At 44.2% G+C, this 22,423-nt stretch carries 21 protein-coding genes; 1 reads left to right on the top strand and 20 read right to left on the bottom strand.

All coding sequences use genetic code 11. From position 1 onward, the window contains the following. Nucleotides 1-3: 3 nt before the first annotated feature. The 12 genes from rfbG to HYS22_08730 all read right to left on the bottom strand — a co-directional run bounded on the left by rfbG (nt 4) and on the right by HYS22_08730 (nt 12,228). Nucleotides 4-1,071, bottom strand: coding sequence for a CDP-glucose 4,6-dehydratase (gene rfbG / locus HYS22_08675; GenBank protein MBI1910226.1), 1,068 nt, complete (start codon nt 1,069-1,071; stop codon nt 4-6). Then, on the bottom strand, nt 1,068-1,838 hold the full coding sequence (gene rfbF / locus HYS22_08680) for a glucose-1-phosphate cytidylyltransferase (protein MBI1910227.1): 771 nt from the start codon (nt 1,836-1,838) through the stop codon (nt 1,068-1,070). Before rfbF ends, rfbG begins: the two co-directional genes overlap by 4 nt. Before the next feature lie 35 nt (nt 1,839-1,873). After that, on the bottom strand, nt 1,874-3,139 hold the full coding sequence (locus tag HYS22_08685) for an oligosaccharide flippase family protein (GenBank protein MBI1910228.1): 1,266 nt from the start codon (nt 3,137-3,139) through the stop codon (nt 1,874-1,876). Nucleotides 3,140-3,197: 58 nt separating this feature from the next. Beyond that, on the bottom strand, nt 3,198-4,550 hold the full coding sequence (locus tag HYS22_08690) for a UDP-glucose/GDP-mannose dehydrogenase family protein (GenBank protein MBI1910229.1): 1,353 nt from the start codon (nt 4,548-4,550) through the stop codon (nt 3,198-3,200). Beyond that, entirely contained in the window at nt 4,547-5,431 is an 885-nt protein-coding gene (gene rfbA, locus HYS22_08695; GenBank protein MBI1910230.1) for a glucose-1-phosphate thymidylyltransferase RfbA, read from the bottom strand. Before rfbA ends, HYS22_08690 begins: the two co-directional genes overlap by 4 nt. Beyond that, nucleotides 5,428-6,324, bottom strand: a complete 897-nt coding sequence (gene rfbD, locus HYS22_08700) for a dTDP-4-dehydrorhamnose reductase (GenBank protein ID MBI1910231.1) — start codon at nt 6,322-6,324, stop codon at nt 5,428-5,430. The genes rfbA and rfbD overlap by 4 nt, the downstream gene beginning before the upstream one ends. After that, on the bottom strand, nt 6,321-7,346 hold the full coding sequence (locus HYS22_08705; GenBank protein MBI1910232.1) for an SDR family oxidoreductase: 1,026 nt from the start codon (nt 7,344-7,346) through the stop codon (nt 6,321-6,323). Before HYS22_08705 ends, rfbD begins: the two co-directional genes overlap by 4 nt. A gap of 3 nt (nt 7,347-7,349) precedes the next feature. Next, nucleotides 7,350-7,919: a dTDP-4-dehydrorhamnose 3,5-epimerase gene (gene rfbC / locus HYS22_08710; GenBank protein MBI1910233.1), complete on the bottom strand. Its 570-nt coding sequence runs from the start codon at nt 7,917-7,919 to the stop codon at nt 7,350-7,352. A 61-nt stretch (nt 7,920-7,980) separates the two neighbouring features. Next, nucleotides 7,981-8,931, bottom strand: a complete 951-nt coding sequence (locus tag HYS22_08715; GenBank protein MBI1910234.1) for an SDR family oxidoreductase — start codon at nt 8,929-8,931, stop codon at nt 7,981-7,983. After that, nucleotides 8,921-10,105, bottom strand: a complete 1,185-nt coding sequence (locus tag HYS22_08720; GenBank protein MBI1910235.1) for a glycosyltransferase — start codon at nt 10,103-10,105, stop codon at nt 8,921-8,923. Before HYS22_08720 ends, HYS22_08715 begins: the two co-directional genes overlap by 11 nt. Next, nucleotides 10,106-11,026 (bottom strand): NAD-dependent epimerase/dehydratase family protein, encoded by a 921-nt coding sequence (locus HYS22_08725; GenBank protein MBI1910236.1) that lies wholly within the window; start codon nt 11,024-11,026, stop codon nt 10,106-10,108. It abuts the gene before it with no gap. Next, nucleotides 11,026-12,228: a class I SAM-dependent methyltransferase gene (locus HYS22_08730; GenBank protein ID MBI1910237.1), complete on the bottom strand. Its 1,203-nt coding sequence runs from the start codon at nt 12,226-12,228 to the stop codon at nt 11,026-11,028. Before HYS22_08730 ends, HYS22_08725 begins: the two co-directional genes overlap by 1 nt. A 110-nt stretch (nt 12,229-12,338) precedes the next feature. Between HYS22_08730 and HYS22_08735 the strand changes: the two genes are divergently transcribed. Continuing rightward, on the top strand, nt 12,339-12,728 hold the full coding sequence (locus tag HYS22_08735; protein MBI1910238.1) for a cupin domain-containing protein: 390 nt from the start codon (nt 12,339-12,341) through the stop codon (nt 12,726-12,728). On the opposite strand, the gene HYS22_08740 is transcribed toward HYS22_08735, so the two are convergent. The 8 genes from HYS22_08740 to HYS22_08775 are packed head-to-tail and all read right to left on the bottom strand — an operon-like array spanning nt 12,718 to nt 22,416. Next, nucleotides 12,718-13,725: a Gfo/Idh/MocA family oxidoreductase gene (locus HYS22_08740; protein MBI1910239.1), complete on the bottom strand. Its 1,008-nt coding sequence runs from the start codon at nt 13,723-13,725 to the stop codon at nt 12,718-12,720. The two genes, HYS22_08735 and HYS22_08740, sit on opposite strands and share 11 nt — an antisense overlap. Before the next feature lie 18 nt (nt 13,726-13,743). Further along, the gene (locus HYS22_08745) at nt 13,744-15,606 is read right to left on the bottom strand and encodes an ABC transporter ATP-binding protein (GenBank protein ID MBI1910240.1); all 1,863 of its coding nucleotides are present in this window, start codon (nt 15,604-15,606) and stop codon (nt 13,744-13,746) included. A gap of 16 nt (nt 15,607-15,622) precedes the next feature. Continuing rightward, on the bottom strand, nt 15,623-16,666 hold the full coding sequence (locus HYS22_08750; GenBank protein MBI1910241.1) for a hypothetical protein: 1,044 nt from the start codon (nt 16,664-16,666) through the stop codon (nt 15,623-15,625). Continuing rightward, nucleotides 16,666-17,547, bottom strand: coding sequence for a methyltransferase domain-containing protein (locus HYS22_08755; GenBank protein MBI1910242.1), 882 nt, complete (start codon nt 17,545-17,547; stop codon nt 16,666-16,668). The genes HYS22_08750 and HYS22_08755 overlap by 1 nt, the downstream gene beginning before the upstream one ends. 11 nt (nt 17,548-17,558) lie before the next feature. After that, the gene (locus HYS22_08760) at nt 17,559-18,503 is read right to left on the bottom strand and encodes a glycosyltransferase (protein ID MBI1910243.1); all 945 of its coding nucleotides are present in this window, start codon (nt 18,501-18,503) and stop codon (nt 17,559-17,561) included. Between the two features lie 9 nt (nt 18,504-18,512). Next, complete coding sequence (locus tag HYS22_08765) at nt 18,513-18,911, bottom strand: NUDIX domain-containing protein (protein ID MBI1910244.1); 399 nt, start codon at nt 18,909-18,911, stop codon at nt 18,513-18,515. 26 nt (nt 18,912-18,937) lie between these two features. Further along, the gene (locus tag HYS22_08770; protein MBI1910245.1) at nt 18,938-19,750 is read right to left on the bottom strand and encodes an SDR family oxidoreductase; all 813 of its coding nucleotides are present in this window, start codon (nt 19,748-19,750) and stop codon (nt 18,938-18,940) included. A 32-nt stretch (nt 19,751-19,782) separates the two neighbouring features. Continuing rightward, a complete protein-coding gene (locus HYS22_08775; GenBank protein ID MBI1910246.1) occupies nt 19,783-22,416 on the bottom strand; it encodes a thiamine pyrophosphate-binding protein in 2,634 nt (877 codons plus the stop codon). Nucleotides 22,417-22,423 lie beyond the last annotated feature (7 nt).

A 22,423-nucleotide genomic window follows, 5' to 3' on the forward strand; every position in this document is an offset into this window, starting at 1 on the left:
ATCTTAGGAGAGGAGTTGAAAACGTTCAATCTGCTCTTCGGTGACCTGCCTCATCGGTTTGTTTTCCTTGAAAGCTCGGTACCATTCAACGGTCCATTCCAAAGCGGTTGCGAGCGGGAGCTTAGGCAACCAGCCGAGTTGTTGTCTTGCCTTGGAGGAATCTAACTTAAGGAGTGTTGCTTCATGGGGATGGGGCGTTTTGTCAAACTCCCACTGGGCTTTTTGGCCCCAAAGGTTAGTCAGGGCTGTGGCTATCTTCTTGACAGGCCAGACGCCTTCATCATCAGGACCAAAATTCCATCCCTGGGTATACTTTTTTCCGCCCTCCCACAATCGCTCGATAAGCGTCGTATAACCATTGAGAAGATCAAGAACGTATTGCCAGGGACGAATAGCCTCCGGGCTCCGGATGAAAGCCTGTTTTTGTTGCATGAAGGATGTGAGTATATCTGGAATCAGACGATCTTTCCCCCAATCACCTCCCCCAAGGACATTGCCGGCCCTAGCACTGGCGATCGCTGTTTTCTGATGGGACGGACCCTCACCAAAAAAGGAATTGCGGTAGGCCGCTGTGACAAGTTCGGCACACCCCTTGCTATTGGAATAAGGGTCGTGACCGCCCATCGGTTCATCTTCCTGATACCCTTGTGGGCGTTCCTTGTTTTCATAGCACTTATCGCTGGTGACGACGAGAACGACCTTTGTTTCTTTGCAGTGTCGGACAGCTTCAAGAATATTAATGGTGCCCATGACGTTGGTAGCATAAGTTTCAACCGGGTGAGTGTAAGAAAGACGCACTAGCGACTGGGCGGCCATATGGATAACGATCTCAGGTTTTTTCTCCGTGAGGGTCTTCATGAGACGATCCAAATCTCGCACATCTCCCTCCAATGAAACCATCCCACTGGAGATTTGAGCCACCTCAAATAAGCTGGGATCGCTCGGGGGTTGAAGAGAATAACCGGTAAGATTGGCCCCTAATCTTTGTAGCCACAGCGAGAGCCAACTCCCTTTAAAGCCGGTATGGCCTGTGAGGAAGACCTTTTTCCCTTTCCAGAATGAAGGGCTCATTTCCAGACCTTCCAGGGGGCATCTCCAGTATCCCAGAGGTCTTCAAGGAGTTTTTTGTCACGCATGGTATCCATCATCTGCCAGAAGCCGGTGTGCTTGTAGCCTGCCAGCTGTTTTTCATTGGCGAGTCGTTCCATGGGGGTTTTCTCCCATGTTGTTTGATCCCCATCGATGTAGTCAATGACCTTGGGAGAAAGGACAAAGAAGCCTCCATTGATCCATCCGCCGTCTCCCCGCGGCTTTTCAGTAAAACCGGTCACTTTTTCTTTTTCCAGATTTAGCGAACCGAAACGACCCGGAGGCGTAATGGCAGTGACGGTTGCCAACACTTTTTGGCTTCGGTGGAAATTGATAAGCTCCTTGATGCTGACATTGGCAACCCCATCTCCATAGGTAAAGCAGAAATCTTCATCTTTGAGATAGTCCTTAACTCGTTTGAGGCGTCCTCCGGTCATCGTTTCCTCACCCGTATCAACGAGGGTGACATGCCAGGGTTCGGCATTGTTCTGGTGGATATTCACTTTGTTGTTTGACAAGTCAAACGTGACGTCGGACGTGTGCAGGAAATAGTTCGCGAAGTATTCCTTAATCATGTAACCCTTGTAGCCACAGCAAATAACAAAGTCATGAAGGCCATAAGCAGAGTAGATCTTCATGATATGCCACAAAATCGGCTTTCCACCGATTTCGATCATCGGTTTTGGTTTAAGCGAGGTTTCTTCGCTAAGGCGTGTTCCATAACCCCCTGCAAGGATGACAGTTTTCATAGGTTTCAGAGGCTATTCTTAATTACCAGGTTATGTCAAATTTTAATAGGGGAGGCCAAGCTGAAGGGATTAAACCCCCTTTTCTTGAAATAAAGGGCCAGCGAGGAGGTTACCATCAATTCAGAAATGACAACGGCCCAGGCCATCCCCAGATGGGCAAAGCGAGGAGTCAAAATAACAACAAGTGCCAGGTTTAAAAGGCCGGCAGAAAGGATGATTTTGTTAAATACGTTCTCGAGGTGTAGTGGAATCATCCATTGAATCCCCATTACATCACTCAAGGCAGTCAGAGGGGGAAGGAGGGCCAGGATTTGAAGAACCTGGACGGCAGGGCCAAATTGTTTGCCGAGCGCGATGGGGATGATGACAGGCGCTGCGAGGAACAAGAAAGCTCCCATCAGAAGCCCGCTGGAACCCATCAAAAGCATTCCGTAATGGCTCATTTTAGAGGCTTTTTCTGAAGCAATGGAAACAAGGTGGCTTAAACGGGTAAAAAAGATCTGACTGATCGGACTCAGAAGCCCAATTCCAGCCCTACAGATTTTTTCAGCCCCCGCATAATAACCAACAAACTGAAGTGGGACGAAAAGCCCCAAGACAAAAGCATTGCCGACGGTGTAGAGACTGACCGCCCCTCGATAAATAAAGAGGGCCCAGCCCATTTTGTATGATTGAACAATTTGGCCCAGGGAAGGAACCCGGAAGGGCATTTTTTGGTAAGCCAAAACTGTTGTTGAGACTGCGGAGATGAGGGCCATGGTTGCCTGAATAACAAGAACCTTCCAGGCATCTTCTTTGACTCGCACGAACATAAAAATGCCACCAAGGGCGATCATCCGACTACTGATTTCAAAAATGGCAACTGCTCTGAGTTGTTCCAATCCTTGATAATACCAGATCATGTTAAAAGGATGGGCAATGGCCAGAAATAGCGCCCCCCACAGGTAAAGAGGATCTGCCCCAAAGGAAGGGATGAGCAGGAAAAGGGGAGAGAGGAGAAGGGCGAGGGCGCTGATCCCCATTTTGGCCCCCAAGATTCCCGCCAAGGTTTCTGATCGGGCAACAGGGTTTTCACGATACTGGGCCACTTCACGGGTCCCCGAATAATTGAATCCGTATTCGACGATGAGGGCGATATACATGGCGAACGATTGGGAAAAGGCGATAAACCCCCATCCGTCCGGTCCTAAAACACGCACCAAATAGGGGATGACGAAGAGGGGAAAGAGATACAGAAGTACGTTGATCCCTTGAAGGGTCATTAAGTTCTTAAAAAATCGGGTCTGGATCACCTTGATCATTCTTGTAATCGGGAGCTAATCCTAAGAGGATTCTTTGAGTCTAGGCTTGGATTACTTCTTATCTCCCGATGCCGAGGTAGCGAAATCCTGCCCTGATAAGGCGTTCTTTGTCGAGGAAGTTACGACCATCCAGTAAGAGAGGTTGCCGCATCTTTTTTGAGATATTTTCCCAGTTCAAATCACGATATTCAGGCCACTCCGTAGCTAAGATAATGGCATCAGCATTTTGTGCGACCTCTTCAGCCTCGGTTTGAAACGAAAGATTAAGATCGGGGTACTGTTCACGGGCACAATCCATAGCGACAGGGTCGTGGACCCTGAGGGTCACACCTCTTTCGATAAGACGCTTGGCGATATCGAGTGCGGCTGATTCGCGCAGGTCATCGGTTTGTGGTTTAAAAGCGAGCCCAAGAATACCGATCGTTTTTCCCTTGAGAATTTTCAGTTCGTGAAGCAGTTTTTCAACGACCCGTTCCCTTTGACGGTTGTTGATCTCGCGGGAGGCCCTTATCGTATGCATCGGAATGCCGTACTCACGTGCTGTGGCCTCCAGTGCGGCAGTATCCTTGCCAAAACAGGACCCACCCCATCCGATCCCGGCCTGAAGAAATCGGGCCCCGATTCTCTTATCAAGTCCAATAGCCTTGGCGATCTCAGTGATATTGGCGCCGACCCGCTCCGCCAATTCACCAATTTCATTAATAAAGCTTATTTTCAGCGCCAGAAATGAGTTAGCCGCATATTTTATAAGCTCTGCCGAAGCGAGATTTGTTGTAATAAAGGGAATAGCACTTAATCCTTCGGGTCGAGGTAAAAAATTGGGAGCTGTGAATGTCTGTTCAAGAACAGGTTTGTAGAGGGCATACAGTGTTTCAAGGGCCTGACCATTGTCTGAACCAACAACAACCCTGTCCGGGTAAAGGGCGTCGTGCAGGGCCGCCCCCTCTCGGAGAAATTCAGGATTGGAGGCCACGGCAAACGAATGCTTGGTCCCGTTTTCTGACAATGCCTCAGAGATGAGGGCCTCGACCCAATTGCCGCTCCCTATTGGCACGGTCGACTTGTTAACGACCACGGTTCGGCTATTCAGATATTTCCCGATGGTTCGAGCCGCCTCACGAACAAAGCTGAGGTCAGGACTCCCATCCGAAAGGCTAGGGGTACCCACAGTGATAAAAATGGCATCGGCGTCGGCAACGGCCTCTTTAGGTTCTGTCGTGAAGTGAATCTTTTTGGATGTCAATGACAACATTTGTTTAAGTCCAGGTTCGTAGAAGGGGAGAGAGGCCTTTTTTAGCTTTTCAATCTTCTTTTCATCAATATCAAGACAGGTCACTTTGTGGCCAAGAAAATTGAAGACGACCCCTGTCGTTAATCCGACATAGCCTGTACCGATGATTGTAATATTCATAGCATTCCCTGGTTTCCTGTTTTTATCATTTGATAAAGATACTTGCCATACTGGGTTTTTTTGAGGCTCTCTGCCAAACGTTCCACCTGATCGGCGTTGATGAAATTCATACGATAGGCTATTTCTTCCAGGCAGGCTATTTTAAGACCCTGCCGTTGTTCGATGGTCTGGATAAAATTGGAGGCCTGAAGAAGAGACTCGGCCGTTCCCGTATCCAGCCAGGCATAACCGCGCCCCAGGGTTTCGACTTGAAGCTTTTTATCCCTTAAATAGTGGTTATTGACATCGGTGATTTCGAGTTCGCCGCGAGCTGAAGGTCTAAGGCCCTTGGCGATATCAACCACGCGGTTATCATAAAAATAGAGTCCTGTAACAGCGTAGTTTGATTTCGGAAGGACCGGTTTTTCCTCAATACGCAAGGCCTGCTTGTCCTTGTTAAATTCGATGACGCCATAACGCTCCGGGTCTTTAACCCAATAGGCAAAAACGGTGGCTCCTTCCTTGCGTGAGGCGGCCTTTTGAAGGTGTTCCGGCAAGCCATGACCAAAAAAGATATTGTCCCCAAGAACAAGCGCGCAACCGTCATTTTTGATGAAATCTTCCCCGATGATAAAGGCCTTGGCAATACCATCCGGTGCCGATTGTTCCGCATAGGCAAGATTCAGGCCCCACTGACTCCCATCCCTCAGGAGTTGCTTATAATGCGGAAGATCCTGGGGAGTGCTAATGACCAAGATTTCCCGGATCCTGGTCAACATGAGTGTCGAGAGGGGATAATAGACCATCGGCTTGTCGTAAACTGGAAGGAGTTGTTTTGAGATCGCATGGGTCATCGGATACAGCCGGCTCCCGTGGCCTCCCGCCAGAATGATCCCTTTCATCGGAGAGCTCCCCTCTCTCTGAGGTAGAGGTCCAGTGATTCAGACCAGTGGGGGATGGTTCCCACGCAAGAGGCTACTTTAGAATTGTTTAACACACTATATTTCGGTCTGAGGGCCTTTGTCGGGTATTCCTTGGAGGAATCACCCCTGCTTGTTGTACTTGTTGACGGTTTTACAGTGGCACGGATTCCAGCCTTTTTGATGATCTGTTTAGCAAACTCATACCAAGTGGCCTGTCCTGAATTGACGGCATGGTAAATTCCAGGTGACGCCTCCTTTTCAAGCAGAGAAGAGATCATTTTAGCGACCTCAGCAGTTGCGGTGGGAGACATGGTGATGTCATTGACCACATCCAATTCTTTCTTTTCTTTGCCGATGCGGATCATTGTTTCGACAAAGTTGCCTCCTTTTCCGCTGGATCCTGCAGTTCCAAACAGGGAGGCCACACGGAGGATGAAAGTTTGTGGACAATAATGCAATGCCAGTTGCTCTCCCATCCCCTTCGAAGAACCATAGATGTTCAAGGGCGCCGTGGGGTCTGTTTCAACGTAGGGGCGTGTCGACAAACCATCAAAGACGTAATCGGTGCTAATATGGATGAAACGGGCTTTTTTCTGTTCACAGGACTCGGCCATCTCTTTGACGGCGTGGGCGTTGATCGTGAACGCCTCCATGGCATGACTCTCGAGTTCATCCGTTTTATGATAGCTGGTGCAATTGATGAGGGCCTGAAAACCGACTTTTTCCAGAAAGGGGCGGATCGTATTAGTTTTTGAAACGTCCAGATCCTTGCGCGTAACAGGGAGCAATTCAAGGTTCCGGCCGGAGGCTTCAAAGACCTTTCGGATGTCAGTTCCCAGTTGTCCATTGGCACCAAGAAGAAGTATTTTCATTGGATGTCGATGATGCCCCCGTACATCTCCACCTCTTTAATGATTCGGTGCCACTTGACCAGGTCCTGATACCAGTTCAGGGTCAGTGTCTGTGTTGTTTTATCAAGTTTCCCTTCTTCGAGGGCACGATAGATTTCCAAGGCCCCCTCCTTGGCTGTGTAACAGGCCTTGAAACCCAGTTTTTCAATTTTCTTGAAGGAAACTCGGTAGGAACGATGATCCGGGTCTCCGTACCATTCGATCTGTACCGGTTTTGGGAGCATTGCCGCAACAATTTCGGCTAGTTGGCCTATTTGATAGTTGTTTTCTTCCGAGCCGACGTTGAAAATCTGTCCATTGATGAGAGAGGGCTCCGATTGAAGCATGAGGTACATAGCTTTTGTTGTGTCCTTGACGTGGACCATCGGGCGCCATTGTTTGCCATCCCTCATGAGGGGTAATTTGCCGGTTTTCCAAGCTCCGTAGGTCATACCGTTGACAGCCAAATCAAAGCGCATCCGTGGGGAATAACCATAAACAGTGGCTTGTCTCAAGACAGTGACACAAAACTTGTTATCAGCGAGAGGCAAAATGCCTCGTTCTGCCTTCTCGTTGGCCTTGGCGTAGGTAGTGAGTGGATTGGTGGGGCTTTCCTCACTGGCAATAACCCCCTCTTTTTGGAAGCCGTAGAGGCTACAGGAAGAGGGGAGGATATAGCGTTTAACCCCCATTTTCTTTGCCAGTTGTGCTGTATGGACGCGGGATTCATAATTCACCTGCATGGTCGCTTTTTGAAAAAGCTCCCCGCTTGGGTCATTCGAGAGAGCCACCAGATCAATAACACAGTCCACACCCTCTAAGGTTTTTTCCGTTATTTTTCGACTATCTTCTCTGATGACCTCGATTCGCTCCTCTTTTGGCAGGAGGTTGTTCCCAAAGAAATACCGGTCCAGTGCGCGAACCCGATACCCTTCTTCCAGAAGAAGCGGAACAAGGGTTGTTCCGATATAGCCGCCGGCTCCGGTAACTAAAACTCGTTCCATAGATTAATCTCTTGGTTTGTATTCAAAAAGATCCTTGAGATTCCGCAAGCGAGGATGAACCTTGTCCTTATCCGAAAGAACCGCTTCTTTTCCGGTGACAGGCCACTCAATGGCCAGATCCGGATCATTCCACAAAAGTCCTTTGTCATGAGTGGGAGAATAATAATTGGTGACTTTATAGATAACTTCAGTGCTCGGTTCCAAAGTGCAAAAACCGTGGGCAAAACCAATCGGGATGAGGGCCTGATTCCCTTGATCGGCACTCAGAACCATTGAGACATGTTTTCCAAAGGTGGGAGAGTTTTTACGTATATCGACAGCAACATCGAATATGGATCCTTTAATGACTCGAATGAGTTTATCCAATGCAAAAGGAGGGGTTTGAAAATGGAGGCCACGAATAGTCCCTTTTTCTGCTGATAATGAGTGGTTGTCTTGAATAAAATCAAGACGGACTCCCCAATTCTCAAACACCTTCTTGTTATAGGTTTCTGAGAAAAAACCACGGTGGTCCGCAAATTTCTTAGGAACAAAGATTTTTACTTCTGGAATAGCGGTCTCAACGACTTTCATGATGGCTGTTAAATCCTCGGCCCCTGTTGATATCGGTTCAAGATTTTTAAGGCAAGAGCTTTTAACGGTCCTTTTCCCTAAAATAATCAATAGTTTGAAGCAGTCCCTGACGGAGGGGGATCTTTGGTTCCCAACCCAAGAGCTGTTTTGCCAAGCGAATGTCCGGCTGGCGTCTCTTGGGGTCATCCTGGGGAAGAGTAGAAAAGACAACCCGAGAACGGCTTTTCGTTAATTCCTTAACAATATTAGCTAGTTCAAGAACCGTATATTCATCGGGGTTCCCCAGATTGACGGGGTCATGATATTCCTTGGCCATGAGGCGTATGATCCCTTCGATCAGGTCATCAATATATTGCAGGCTCCGTGTCTGCTTTCCACTCCCATAAACCGTCAAGGGTTCCCCTTGGAGTGCCTGATTGATGAAATTGGTGACAACCCGTCCATCGTTAGCGTCCATGGAGGGACCGTAGGTATTAAAGATCCGTATCAGCCTTGTGGAAACCTTGTGGTAACGATGGTAGGCCATGACCAGCGCCTCGGCGTATCGTTTCCCCTCATCATAAACGGATCGGGGCCCTGTTGAACTTACATTTCCTTTGTATGATTCTGGTTGCGGGTGTATTTCCGGATCACCATAGATCTCACTTGTGCTGGCCAGAAAAAAGCGAGCCCCCATTTTTTTAGCAGATTCCAAAAGGTGAAAAGTCCCCTCGCCATTCACCCGCAGGGTTTCAACAGGCCTGTCCAGATACTTGGGAGGAGAAGCAGGGCTGGCAAAGTGCATGACCCAGTCGAAGGACCTAGGGAGATTCAAGGCGGGTATGACGTCTTTCTGCAAAAAATCGAATTTTGGTTCTTTCTTGAGTGGAGCCACGTTTTGCAGGCTTCCTGTCACAAGGTTATCGATACCGACCACTTCGTAGCCTTCGTGAAGAAGGCGTCTGGCCAAGTGACTTCCTATAAATCCTGCGGCTCCTGTTAACAAGACCCGTCCTGTTTTCTTATTGTTCATAAACACCTTTCTCTGCCAGTTGAGTGATAGCTCTGGCAAATGCCTCTTCTCCATGATTTTTCTGATACACCTTTTGCATGGCCAGAATCTTATCCCTGATAAAAGAGCTTTCGGCAACCTGGATGATCCTGGAAATTATTTCCCCCCCCGCAAAGTTATCGTACCAATTCATAATTAATTCGCCAAGATCATGTTTTGTCAATTCACTGGCCATCCACGTCCCATTTGAAACGAGGGTTGGCTTGCCGGCGCTTATTGCCTCAACAAAAATCCCAGAAGTTCCTTGGCTATAAGTTTTTGGATCGTAAGGGAGAAGAATGACATCGGAGACGTTGAGCCAATAGAGGTACTCCTTTTCTGTTAATGTATCCTTAATAAGCTCAATTTTAATCCCATCAGGAGATCCTGACAAAAATGAGTTGTGAGCGGCTACAAGCTTAATGTTTAAAGCTTTTGGCCCGTCTATTTTTGAGATTGCTTGAATAATCTCTAAACCCTTTGAAGTTCTGGGTCTGCCTGGCCACCAGCAAGTGACGCCAACAAGAGGACCTTGTTTTGAGAACGAGGGGAGTTCAGGATGAACATGGGGTATGGGAACCACCGCTACTTTCTCATTGAAATAAGCGGAGAGGGAATGCGCTAACAAGTGACTGTCCGTTAACAACCTTATTTTTTCTGGAGAGAGGATTTTTTTCAGTATTTGATTGAGGTATTTGTAGGGAAGACCATGAAGGCGCAACTGTGCCGGCTCATATCTGTAGAGAAGCCATAGTGACAACCCTTTTTTCCTGGCTGTCAAAAAAAGAATCAAGGTAAGAATAAACAGAATTGAAGAAGAAAAAGACTCTAGAAATATAATTGTGCTTTCCATTTTTTTCATACGTTTGAAATACGGTAAACAAAGGAGTCCAAAGGAAAAAGCTCTTTTGATCCTTAAGTAGATTTTTTTCAGATAGGGACTATTGTCATCCAGCTTCTCGGGAGGAAGAATTTTTTCCCAGTGCCTGGGAAGGTTGTCAATGTTGCAGGATAAGGGAAGCCAGACACGATAACCTAACCCAAGATGATCGGCTGCCTTTTCAACACTTTTATGATAGGCGAAATCATGCCCTGCTTCATCAAATAAAAAGGGGGCAACTGCAATTAAGAGTGTTTCTGAATTATTCGAGGTCACTTAGGAAACAAATAATTCTTTTCGTGTAAGAAACCAGTCGATTGTTTTAGACAACCCCTTTTCCATGGGGATCAGTTGAAGGTTTGGAATTAAGCGCTTCAACTTGGTGGTATCAAGACACTTCGATTTAGCACCGATGTATTTTGTTTTATCAAACTGGATCTTTTTTGAATCATACCCAACATGACGGCAGATAAGATCCGCAAAATACCGAATGGTAAATTCCTCGCCAGCACCAATATTGATTGTTTCATTTTTGGATCGTTCGGCAAGAGTGAGTAGAATTTCTACAAAATCACTGAGGTAAACAATCTCTCGTGACTGAACCCCATCTCCCCAAAGAACAACCGGCTCTCCCAACAGTTTTCCGCGAATGATTTTTCGGATAAGATCAAAAATAAAGTGCATCTGACGGCCATCCTCATGATAATCGGGGCCGTAAAGCGTCGAAGGAACAATATGAAGATAGTTAAGACCAAACTGCTTGTTGAGTGATAGAAGGCCCGTATAAAGCATCCTTTTGGTCATGGCATAGGTAAAGAGGCTCTCAATGGGGCGGCCTGCGAGGTAATTTTCCTCCTTTAAGGGAAGATTGGGGTCATAGGAACAGCTCGTTCCCATACAGACCAGTTTTGCCTGTTTTTGATGCTCATGCCACCAGGACAAAACATGAGTATTGATCTTTTGGTTAATAACCCACTGCTCACCGGGGTGATGAAGGCAAAAGTCGCCGGCCTGTGTCCAGGCGGCGAGATGGTAGATAAGATCATAGTGCTGGTCCTTAAACTGATTGAGCGATCCTTCCTGGGTAAGATCACAGTTTTTGGATCCCAGAACCGTAAGGACATTTCCCCTTTGCCTCAGTTGATTGGTGAGCGCCTTGCCTAAAAAACCGGTAGCTCCTGTTATCAGTATGTTCATCAGGAAATTTTGGGATTGACTGGAAAGTAAAATTCAACGCCCGATTGAATAAGGTGCTTATTATTGGCCAAAATTTCTTTTTTGAAATTCCAGGCCAGGACGTAGTAGATATCAGGCTGTGTTGTGACTTCATCCTCCAAAATAATCGGGATATGAGAGCCAGGGGAGTAGAGTCCTTTTCGAAGTTTGTTTTTTTCTACCAAGAAATCAATATATTGGGTCCCAATGCCAAAATAGTTAAGGAGTGTGTTTCCCTTGGCGGGGGCTCCGAAACCGTAAATTCTTTTTCCCTGTTTCTTTTTTTGTTTTAAATAGGCGATGTTTTCTGCCTTCATTTGCGTCATTCGCTGTCCTAACTGAACATACGTGTCAAGTTTATTGGCACCACTGGCGTGTTCTGCTTTTTGCAATATTTCAAGCCTTTCTGAAACAGGTCGTTTTCCATTATGTCCTACAAAAGCGATGATTGAACCTCCGTGAATGGAAGAAAAATAAGCGTCAAACAGAGCTAAGCCATGGCGGTGTAATAATACTCCCAAGTTTTCCAAATTATAATAGAGCAAGTGCTCGTGATAAATTTGATCGAAAGCTCCATTTTCAACAATATTTTTCATATACAAAAATTGGACAACAAAGATGCCATCTTCTTTTAAGAGGTGACGGATTCCCTCGGTTGCCGAATGGAGTTCTTCCAGATGAAAAAATACACCGGCAGCATTAATGACATCAAATTTTCGATTTAACTCGAGAGCTGTTTCTTGATTAAAAAACCGATTGACTGTTTCAATTCCTATCTCGTTGGCTAACTTGGCAATTTTTTGGGAAGGTTCGACCCCCAGCACCTTAAATCCAAGTGCTTTATAATGCTTCAACTGGGTTCCATCATTGGAGCCTATATCCAGTGCCGCCTTTTCTTTCTTCGATTGAAAAAAAAGTTTGTTTACCTCACTGGCAACAGAACTAAAATGATCACTGAGTGTCCGCGTAATACCTGAAAGGTAATCATAACCACAAAACATGGTTTCCTTTGGTACAGTATGGTCCAGCTGAGGAGTATGGCAGTGATGACAAAAAATAAGCCGTAGTGGATAAAAACATTCTTTTCCTACTTCTTCTTTTTTTAAGAAATTCTGACACCAGGGCTGAAGTCCTAAATCAATAGCTAACTCCAGTTCAGTAGAATCACAAATGCGGCAAAGCATCATAACAAGATCTCCTTTTTTGCGTCTAATCTATCGTTGTTTTCAACTTGTTTCTTATGTACACGGATATTCTGTTGACGTCTTTTGATCCCTTTGGTAGGCCCTATCGCATGAGAATTGTCAAGATGGAACCGCAGTGTAACCTGACTACTATCTACGATGGTCGTGGTGGGATTTTCACCTGGAATCCAAAAGACCTGCCGATTGTTGAATGGAACTTTATGTATTACAGTCCAGGCAAGGTTCGTGGGAATCATTACCATTCCGAATTTGATGAATATATTTTAGTCACCTTTGGCAATGGTGTTATGGTGTCTCGAGAGTCTGATGGTGCCCCTGAGGAATTTCTCTATTTAGGACGTGGTGATTGTGTTTATATCCCTCGTAATACACCCCACGCATTTCAGGCGATCACAGAGTGTACCATTGCCAGTTTTCTCACTAAGAAATGGGATGATTGTGAGGTCCCTGTTCTTCGCAAAGAATTAATCAAGGTTTAAGATTCAATTCTTTGATAGAGACAAGCCGGTTTTCCCGTGCTGAAATACGGATCGCTTCCATTACTTTTGACTGTTGTAACAAATCCTCTTCATAAGAAAAGCTTTCTTTCTTTTCTCCACGGATGACCTGACTGAATTCATCGATCATTAACTGGCTTTGGTCTACCCAGGGGATGGTGGTAATTTCTTCCCGATCATCGGCAAAGCGGACGTGAAGGATCGAATCACTATTGGGTTTGAGAGCATAGGCTCGTTGTAAATAAGCAGAAGCCTTATTTCCCCACACATGATAGGTAGAACGAAAACAATTTTCATAACCGAATCCCCCAAAGGCAGTACGATGACCAGGATAGACCAGGTAAAAGCTCCCTTGCAAATCAACACCAGTTTTTAGATCAAACTTTAAAGAAGCCATGACTCCTTCCGGTACAGATCCAAAAATCATACGGCTTGCACAAACGATGTAACAACCTGCATCATTCAAACAACCACCCCCCAAGGAGGGATCGAATCGAAATCCAGTTCTCTCTATGGCTTGTAATCCATAATTTCCCTCAAAGGAAAAAATTTCACCAAATAAACCTTCCCGCTTCCATTCTAGAATTCTTTTATGCTGTGGATGAAAGCGGAACATAAAAGCCTCCATCAAACGCAAACTTCTTTTTTTAGCCTCCTGGACCATGACTTGTGCCCTTGCAAAAGAATCAGTTGCCGATTTTTCACAAAGAACATGTTTTCCCGCCTGGATCGATTGTAAAGCCCACTCCGGATGCAATCGGATTGGCAAGGAAATATAGATGGCTTCTACGGAAGGATTTTGTAAGACATCTTTGTAACTTCCAGAAGCACAACCAAAGGACTTACCCCATTCTTTCGCCTTTTCAAGGCTACGGCTCCCCACCATTTCCAGGCTTGCAAAATTGGAATGAAGAATCGCGGGGATTGTCTTTCGCTTCGCGACACTGGAACAGCCAATAATACCGAATTTAACTTTCACAATCAAAGTCTCCAGAGTTCATTCCACAATCTCAGAAATTTTGTTTATTTCTTCCGGAGTGACCTGTTGAGGCCGGCGATCCAGGCCTAACTGTAGATTCCAGTAGTGAGTATACTTCTTACCTTTTTTCAAGAGGTCAAAATGGTTTCCTTGCTCTATCAACCGTCCTTTTTCCAAAACAAAAATATTATCGGCATTAGAAATGGTAGACAGTCTATGAGCAACAACAATCAGAGTGCATCTTTTTTTGAGATTGTTGAGTGCTTTTTGTATGAGTTGCTCTGAATGACTGTCGAGACTACTTGTTGCCTCATCAAGGATTAAGATTTCTGGTTTTCGGAGCAAGGCACGGGCCAAGGATAATCGTTGTCTTTGCCCGCCTGAAAGGCGATAGCCCCTCTCTCCGACGATCGTTTGATACCCTTCCGGAAGTTCATCGATAAGATCATGAATTTGTGCAGCCTGTGCCGCTTCAATAATCTCTTCGTCGGTTGTTCCCTTTAAACCAAAACGGATGTTGTCAGCGATCGATTCATTAAAAATAAAGATATCTTGGCTTACAACACCCAAGATTTTTCTCCAACTGGTGAGGCTATACTCCTGAAGGTTGATGCCATCGACATAAATTTTTCCGGATGTTGGTTCATAAAGACGGACGAGTAGATCCACAAGGGATGATTTTCCAGAACCTGAAGCTCCTACAAAGGCAATAGTTGTCCCCTTAGGAATAGTTAAGGAAATATGATGAAGGGCATGTTTTCTGTCCTTCAGGTATTGTAGGGAAACGTCATTAAACTCAATCTTGTTCTCGAAACCTTGAAACTCTTTTCCATCCTTCTTTATAAATTCCTTATCCTGAGGGTCGAGAATCTCTTGAAGGCGAAGAAGGGGACCAAGATTATAGGCCGTAGTCCCGATACTGGTAATAGCCACTTGAAGACGATTCGCCATACGATAGACAACGGTTATAAATGTAAGAAGGACTGGAAGAGCCGTGAATGATCCATTGCCAAGCGCCCTAGAGCCAATGATTAAAAACAAACCAACAGCCGCAATGGTAATAATTTCATTCATTGGAGTACTTGAATAGTGCCAGAACTGGAGATGTCTCATTCCTTGGGCCATGCTTCTCAATACTTCAGAAATGGAGCCTAGGGTCATCTCCTGTCTCGCAAAGGTATGAATTTGACGAAGGGCGCTCAGGCTCTCCACTGTTTTTTTGCTGAGTTCGACAATTCGCGGGGTGAGTATCTTTGAAGAAGCCTCTATTTTTTTTATCAAGAATTTTTGCAAAAACATAAGAGGTCCGAAGATAATGAGTGCAATGAAAGTCAATTGGGGAGAAAGAATCACCATCACAACGAAGGAGGCAAGAATCGTCAGAACGGCAACGAGGAATTGATTGGCTGCCCCCATGACCGTTCCGACGGCAACAGAGGGGGACGTAGCGTATTCTATAAGATCCCCCACCTTGTAACGACTGACACAAGGAAAACTTAAACTTAAGATCTTTTTGTAAACCCGATGCTGTACGTTGATTTGAACATTGGTTGCTAAATAGTAGGTTGCTAGTTGACCAGAGTATACGAGTAAACTACGAAGGATCTGGGAACTCACCGCAAGGAGGATAAGTCCTCCGAATAATTGTGGTGCTGTAAGATTATTGATCAAAGCCAGTAAGCTTGGAAAGTTTGATAAAGGCAAGGAGGACAGATTAGGAAGGGATCCTGATTGAAGAACCTGGAGAGCGAGCACGATAATCCCAAACGAACCTCCATCAAAAATGGCTCCGATAAGATTGGCCGCAAAAGAAAGCATCAACCAGACGGGGTATTGTAGGATATCTTCGCGGATTATTGTATAAACCAGATTTTTCTTCATAATTCTATTTTAGAACTCAAGGGAATTCTTTGAGAAGGCCCGTTTTAATTAGCGCAGTTTTGAGTTTAAATTTTCCGTGTCGGTACATTTTTTTTAAAGGGTCGGGTATTCTTTTCACGACTTGGGCTCTCCATGGAGACAAAGAGCCTTCAGTCATCGATTTTCGAAATCGCCAGCCGAGACCCCGTGTGATTCTTTTGTAAAGAGGCACGGGGATGTTTAGTAACTGCCTCATTTGAACTGTGGATTCATTGATTTCATAATAGCCGTTATAATGAAGGCAGAAAAAGGGGATCTTGTTCTTGAAGAAAAAGAGGTGGGATAGGAGTTCAAGATAAAAGGTAAATGGCCTTTCATTTTTGAATGAACCGGTAGGTCTCATATAACGAGGGGAGATCTCTTTTTTGAGATTCCACCTATCATCAAAGAAATAATCGATCAGGGGCTTGTAAAAATTAACATAGTCAAGCAGGTGTTGTCTGCTTTGGAAGCCGATATAATTGCAATAGAGATCAGAGCAGTAATGGTAATCTTCGGGAATCCTCACCTGAAACAACTCTTCAACCAGGCGAAATGTTTCTTGGGTGAAAGGAAAGAATTTATGATTCCAGGCCTCGTTCTCAAAATTATGTTTCCATTCGTAGTTAATCCATCGCAGGGGGCGGTTATAGCTGGGTAAAAAGCCCCAACCAAATCGGGATAGATAACCGAAGAGACGATCCCATTCTTTGTTAAGATCAGTCACCAGCCACCCATTTTTTTCGTAAAAACGGGATGAAATCATGAAAAAGGGGTATTGACAGAAACTGTTCTTTGCTTCCGAGAGAAGAAAAGACCATTCGCCAAAATGAGCAGCGCCCGCCTCGTGTATTTCAGGATCTATTGTCTTTTCAATGACGATATTTTTGCCTTCTAGAAGGGGGGGGCAAGTTTGGTCAATCAGGTAAAAAGCATAATTTTTATCGCTCTTCAGGAACCGTGAATCAACAGGTCTCTTTCCCTGTGTATGATTGCCATGGTTAAACTTATGGTAGGTAATCAGATAGATAGTTTCAGCCATTAAATTGGATCCCCCCAATTGATGGAGACCGTTTTTGTCGACAACCAGTGGCCACGCACTTGATTTCTTACTTGAGGAGGAAAGGACTCCTCCATTTTTGAGAAAAATTCATCCCCCAAGGTGCGAATCGATTTTTCAGGGGTGGCATCACTGAGAGGAAGAGACCCAAAAGCCTGGTTTCTTTTAATTCCGTTATATTTCTTTCTAAGAATAACGCCAATGTTTCCGTTATAACATTTTAAGCAGATCTCCTGGCAGTCAAAACCGGCACAAACAAGATGATAAATGAGCATCAAAGGAGAAGTTATATTGATATGCCCGAACATGACGGTATGATCCACCTGAAAAGGAATGGTGAGTGCCAAGACCCCATTGTTATTCAGATCGTCAAAAATCTTGTCTAAGAAAATTCCTGGATTTCTCTGGTGTTCGTATATTTGACTGCACCAAATCGCATCGAATTTTTTGTCAAATTTTTGTTTTAAATAATCTTCTTTATAATCGGCTTCGTAACCGGGGGCTATTTCGATGGTTGTCACTTCTTTTCCAATATGTTGAAAAATCCTCGTGATCCTTCTTTCGTGGCTTCCCATATCGAGGACTGATTGGAAGGCAAAATGCTTGCAGAGCTTAAGCAGAGTCAGATGTGAGTAGTATACGGTTTCTTCCAGAATACTTTTTCCATTATCCACAATGAATCTTGTATCATTGCCTGACCATGGTGTTGGGGGTGCTTTTTTCAGGATAAATCTTGGGAGAACGTCCTCCTTGTCGGCATACTCTCTTCCAGTGTCAGAACAACCTTCGTAGAAGCCGCTCGATTTATGGATGGCATAGCCAAAATGTTCAGTAAGGTTCTTGATAAACAATTTCCACTTCATGGGTTTCTTCCTTATTTTTTAAATTTTCTATAAAAAAATCTAGCCCCTGGAATTTTTTTGACAATAACTATGATAATGATCCGAGCCGTATCCAGAAGACACACCTTCCAAAAATGGAGTGAGGTTAGCTTGAGATATCTTATCCGGCTTAGGGCGACACTAAGAGCTGAATAGGAAAACGTTGATAGGATTCCAGACTCCTTAAAGTTTTTACGAACGTCTTTGTGGGATTCAGAAAGAATCAGGTCAAAAAGTTTTTTGTAGACCAAACGTCTTTCGGTCCGCGATCTTGGGCGTGCTGAGTAAGAATTTGAGCTTGTCTTCCAGATTGCCAAAAGTTCCGGCGTGTAGCAGATACCATGTCTGAAGGCAATAACATGTAAAAGAAACCAGTCGCCATGCCATTTAAGCTCAGGTCTGAATTCTTTTGCCTCGACAAGAGACGAACGTTTTATAATAGAAGTATGGCCCGCAATCCAGAACCAGCGTTTCTTCATTTGTTGGACTAACTCTTCCGGCGAGAAATAACGGGGGGCCTCAACTCCAAAATCATTTTGAGACGTTAGGCCTGTTGATTCATCAAGGGTAACCGAATTAGAACAACAAAGACCTGCTTCAGGGTATTTGATGAGAAGATTCATCGATTTTTCAAGAAAAGTTGGCTTAACAAGATCATTGGAGGAGGCGCTGTAAATATAATCCCCTCGCGTTAGCTTAAACATACGTTTTGCTGCTTCCATAACTCCTTCATTACGGTCGTTTCTGTGGAGGTGAATTGTGGGGTTGTCTCGAGCCAGCTCGTTTATAATCGAAACGCTATCATCGGTAGAGCCGTCATCAATGATGATTATTTCGTCGGGAGGGTAAGACTGGTTTAACAGACTTTCCAGCTTTTTCTTGATGTATTTGCCATCGTTATAATTAGAGATTGTTACCGAAAGGGTAGGTTTATTCATAAAATATTTCTAGCTTCGATGGAATCTTTTTAGGGCACGAAACATTATTGAAGGCATTTTGGAGACGGGAAGATCATTAAATGAAAAGGCTTTTACCATTTGTCCTTCCTTTAACTTGTGTTCAGACCAGACAGAATTAGCGTTGGCAATAAAAAACCAGATACGTCCCCTTACTTTCTGAAATTTGAAGAAGTATTCCGTAGACCAAAAAAAACGGTAGGTAGGGGGAGTAATTAACAACTCCTCTTGTATTTCCCTTTCGATAGCAGATCTTGGTGTTTCATAGGCGTTTATTTTGCCGCCAAATAAAGACCACTTTCCAGGGGCTGGAATTGTTGGAATATTATCGCGTAGCTGAAGGACGAAGAGCTTGTTGAGTAAAAGTATGGCATGAACAGACTGAAGCATTGTTTAAAAGGGGGGTGAGTTGGCAGTTACCGGCTAGAGCTGCGCACAAGAAAATTATTCCCGTGTCTTCTCAGTTTGTACATGTTGATATCGGATTTTAAGGCCATGGCGAGTTGATCCCTCGAGGCCTCCTTCCACTGGTCATTGACGATGGAAAAGTTCCTGCCACTCGCGACCTCTTTTCCCTGTTCACGGAGCCACTCTATGCAATGGTAGATATCATCCATGCTGGTTCCGACACCACTTTTCATAAACTCAACGAGTTGGGGGTACTTTTTGTCAGTTTTATCCATATGTTCCAGGGTAATAAAGTGAGTCTTCGTTTTTGTCCATCCGGGACCAACGATAAAAATGTTTAAATCCTCATTTTCTGCATCGAGAAATTCACACATTTTAATAAGCATGATTTTGGAAACGGTATAAGCGGAGAAATTAACTACGGCATTATTTGTCCCGCCGCCTGCAAAAAAGACAACATCGCATATCCCTTTTGTTTTTTTCATGGGGAACAACTGATGAAGCACCCGTAACTGCTCAATGGCATTGATATGAATCGATTCACTCCATTCGTCAAAGTTGCACTTAAAAAAAGGGACATGCGGCAAGGGAGTGCAGGGACAGGAGATAAAAACATCCCAAGCTAAGTTTAATTTCTTGTACTCGCTTATCAATTGGTCGATGCTTTCCCTATTCCCCACGTCACAATGGTATAAATGGCATCCTGGGATATCTTTAAGCTGTTCCAAATTTTTCTCTGTGCGATAAGTCCCAATAATTCGATGGCCTTCTCCTGAGTATCTTTTTGCCAAGGCTGTTCCAATATCACTGGTCACAGACAAAATAAAAATAGTCTTCTTTCCTGAGCTCGTTGTCATTCTAGAACCATATCTTCTTCGAGAAGGTTAACGAACATATTTTTTTTCAACTCTCGTTGGCCGAGGAAAGGATACATGTCTTCTAGAGGTTTCGCAATCCATCGTCCATCTTGCCTAACAGTGAGTGTTATTCGGGGTACGGTTTCACAATAATCCGGGAGTTCTACAGTACAGATTGCCGGACCGTCAGGCGCCAAGAGTTTTTTAATTTTACTCTTGAGTTGGTTTGGTTTTTGAATTGAATCCATCACGAGTTTTCGTTTTTTGTTGAGAAACAATAATTCAGAGAGATCATTACCTTTTTTGTAATTGAGTCCCGTAAATCTTTTGCCAAAATATATTGATTGGAGTTGTTGTACATTATGGTTGCTGTTTCTGCTGCTAAGAATAAATATTTTAACAGGAAGTTCCAGTTCGCAAATTGTCTTGAGAGAATCAATATTTTTTTGAAACCCATTATTTTCACAGAGACAGATTATTTCCTTCCCGCTTCCTAGGCTAGCGCCCAGTGCTCCAGGAATTGAGAATCCCTGGTATTCAAGGCCGGGAGAAGAAATAATTCTTTGTCCCTTTTTTACTTTAAAGGCTTGCATGACATAATCTAGAGTAGAACCTCCATCAACTACTATAATGGCATCTTTGCTGAGAAGACCACTCAAGGCCTCAACAAAATGGTAAGGGTTAATCTCATAATCTTTTGTGGCCAAATTATAATCGTGATGAGGGGGGTATTTTTTCTTCCAGTATTGGCATTTTGAGATCCATGCATCGTACTGAAAACTTTTCAATTGATTTAAGTATTGTCCCATCTCATTGAGGAATTCTTTGGCGTCAGCATTGATTTGCAGGTCAGCGTGAACCGTAGGTTTCTTCAATTCATCAGGATCAATATCGATTAATATCTTGAAAGCTTTACGGGCGAAGGCTTTGTAGGTTCTTCCTACAAGAGGAAGTGATAGGCGAGCCCCAATGGTTATTAAAAGATCACAATTTTGGATGATGAAATTTGCCGACCTTTGTCCATAGGTACCAGGGCATCCAAAATAATTGGTGAAATCCTCTGGAACAAGATCAATTCCTCTCCGACTTACGAGAAGAGGGACCGAAAGAGATCTGATAAGTCTGTAAAGTTCTTGTTCTGCTTTCGCTGCCCTAACGCCGTAACCGGCCAATATCACAGGTCTAGAGCTGGATTGTAATAGATCCAGAATCCTTTTTATATTGTCTTGCAGGTTATTGGAAAATTTGTAGATTGCAGACTTGTTTTGCTTTAATGAGGAAAGTTCTGACTCATCTATGTTGGTTCCAAGGATATCTATTGGGATGTCAAGCCATGCAGGCCCCTGTCTTCCTTCTAAGGCAGAGGTGATAGCCTGCTCAAGGTCTTCTTTAATACAGGATGCCTCCGAAACAACTTTAGCGTACTTGGTGATAGGGCGCACTATATTGACGATATCTATTTCCTTGTTGGCTAATTGCCGGATCTTCTGGTTTGCGGGCATGTCCAGATTACTTGATCTCGATTGGGCAGATATGATGAGAAGGGGCGTGGAGTCAATCCATGTGTTTGCAAGTCCTGTTAGGGTATTCATTGCAGAAGAACCAGAAGAAACGACAACAACTGCCAGTTTGCCGGTGAGTTTGGTATAAGCTTCACCGGCCAGCATGGCGGTATTTTCCGTACTACAACAAAGAGATTGAAGGTCTGTGTCACGTACAATGGCATCTACAAGGTGGGCATTAATGGTATCAACAACAAAGAAGAAATTTTTAATCCCCCTTTTCTTCAGGAAGGAAACTATGAAATCTGAGAGTCGTAGTGTAAGATCACTTTTCTTGACGATAATAATCTCGATAGGTTCTCGAAGTTGAATAAGATGTTTTTGGCCTAAAAACTCTTTCCTAGAAATAGAATCACCAACACCCAACAAAACCTTACCCACCCTATCCGTTATTTCCCCTTTGAGAAGAACGATGAGGTCCCAATCTCCCTGGGTATGCTTGGTAAATGATTCTAGGCAATCGATCTTGTGTAATTCGATACCGGAGGGACCGAATCGCTTCTTTATGTTATAGTAAATGTTGGAGTCTATAAAGGAAATATAGTTGTAATTGTGTAGATTAATCGAAAGGTTGCTTAACCCCTCATACCCTAATTTTTCTCTGCCGTAGTCATCGACGGCCCTGACCAAGTCTCTTTTGTTGACCGGAGTTTCAATTTCCATGACAAAGGTGCCGTTATCAGAAATTGATTTTGTACGGTGAAAAACATTATTTCCATAAACCATTCCCTTACCAGCCTCACGGAGGTATTCTCCCTCTGCGGTTGAACAAACAGCCTTCCCAGAGAGTACAGTGATTGAGGTTTTTTTTGAGAGGTGGGCATGAAGAGATGTCTGATAATCCTTCTGAATGTACAGGATCCAGACAGCTACAGTATCATTTTGATAAATAAGATACTCATACCCCCATGGTTTTCTCACAACTCCCTTTGAGTAGTCAAAAAAATCATTCGACAGCTGACTTTTATCAAATATTGTTTTGTTAAGAAGGATATGATCATGAGGAGATGGTTCTGCCTTTCTAATAATTATATCAGAACTGTATTTTAGTTTTTTTTCGCCGGACATGGTTTTA

It is taken from the genome of Deltaproteobacteria bacterium, from assembly GCA_016177765.1.
Lineage (GTDB): Bacteria > UBA10199 > UBA10199 > JACPAL01 > JACOUP01 > JACOUP01.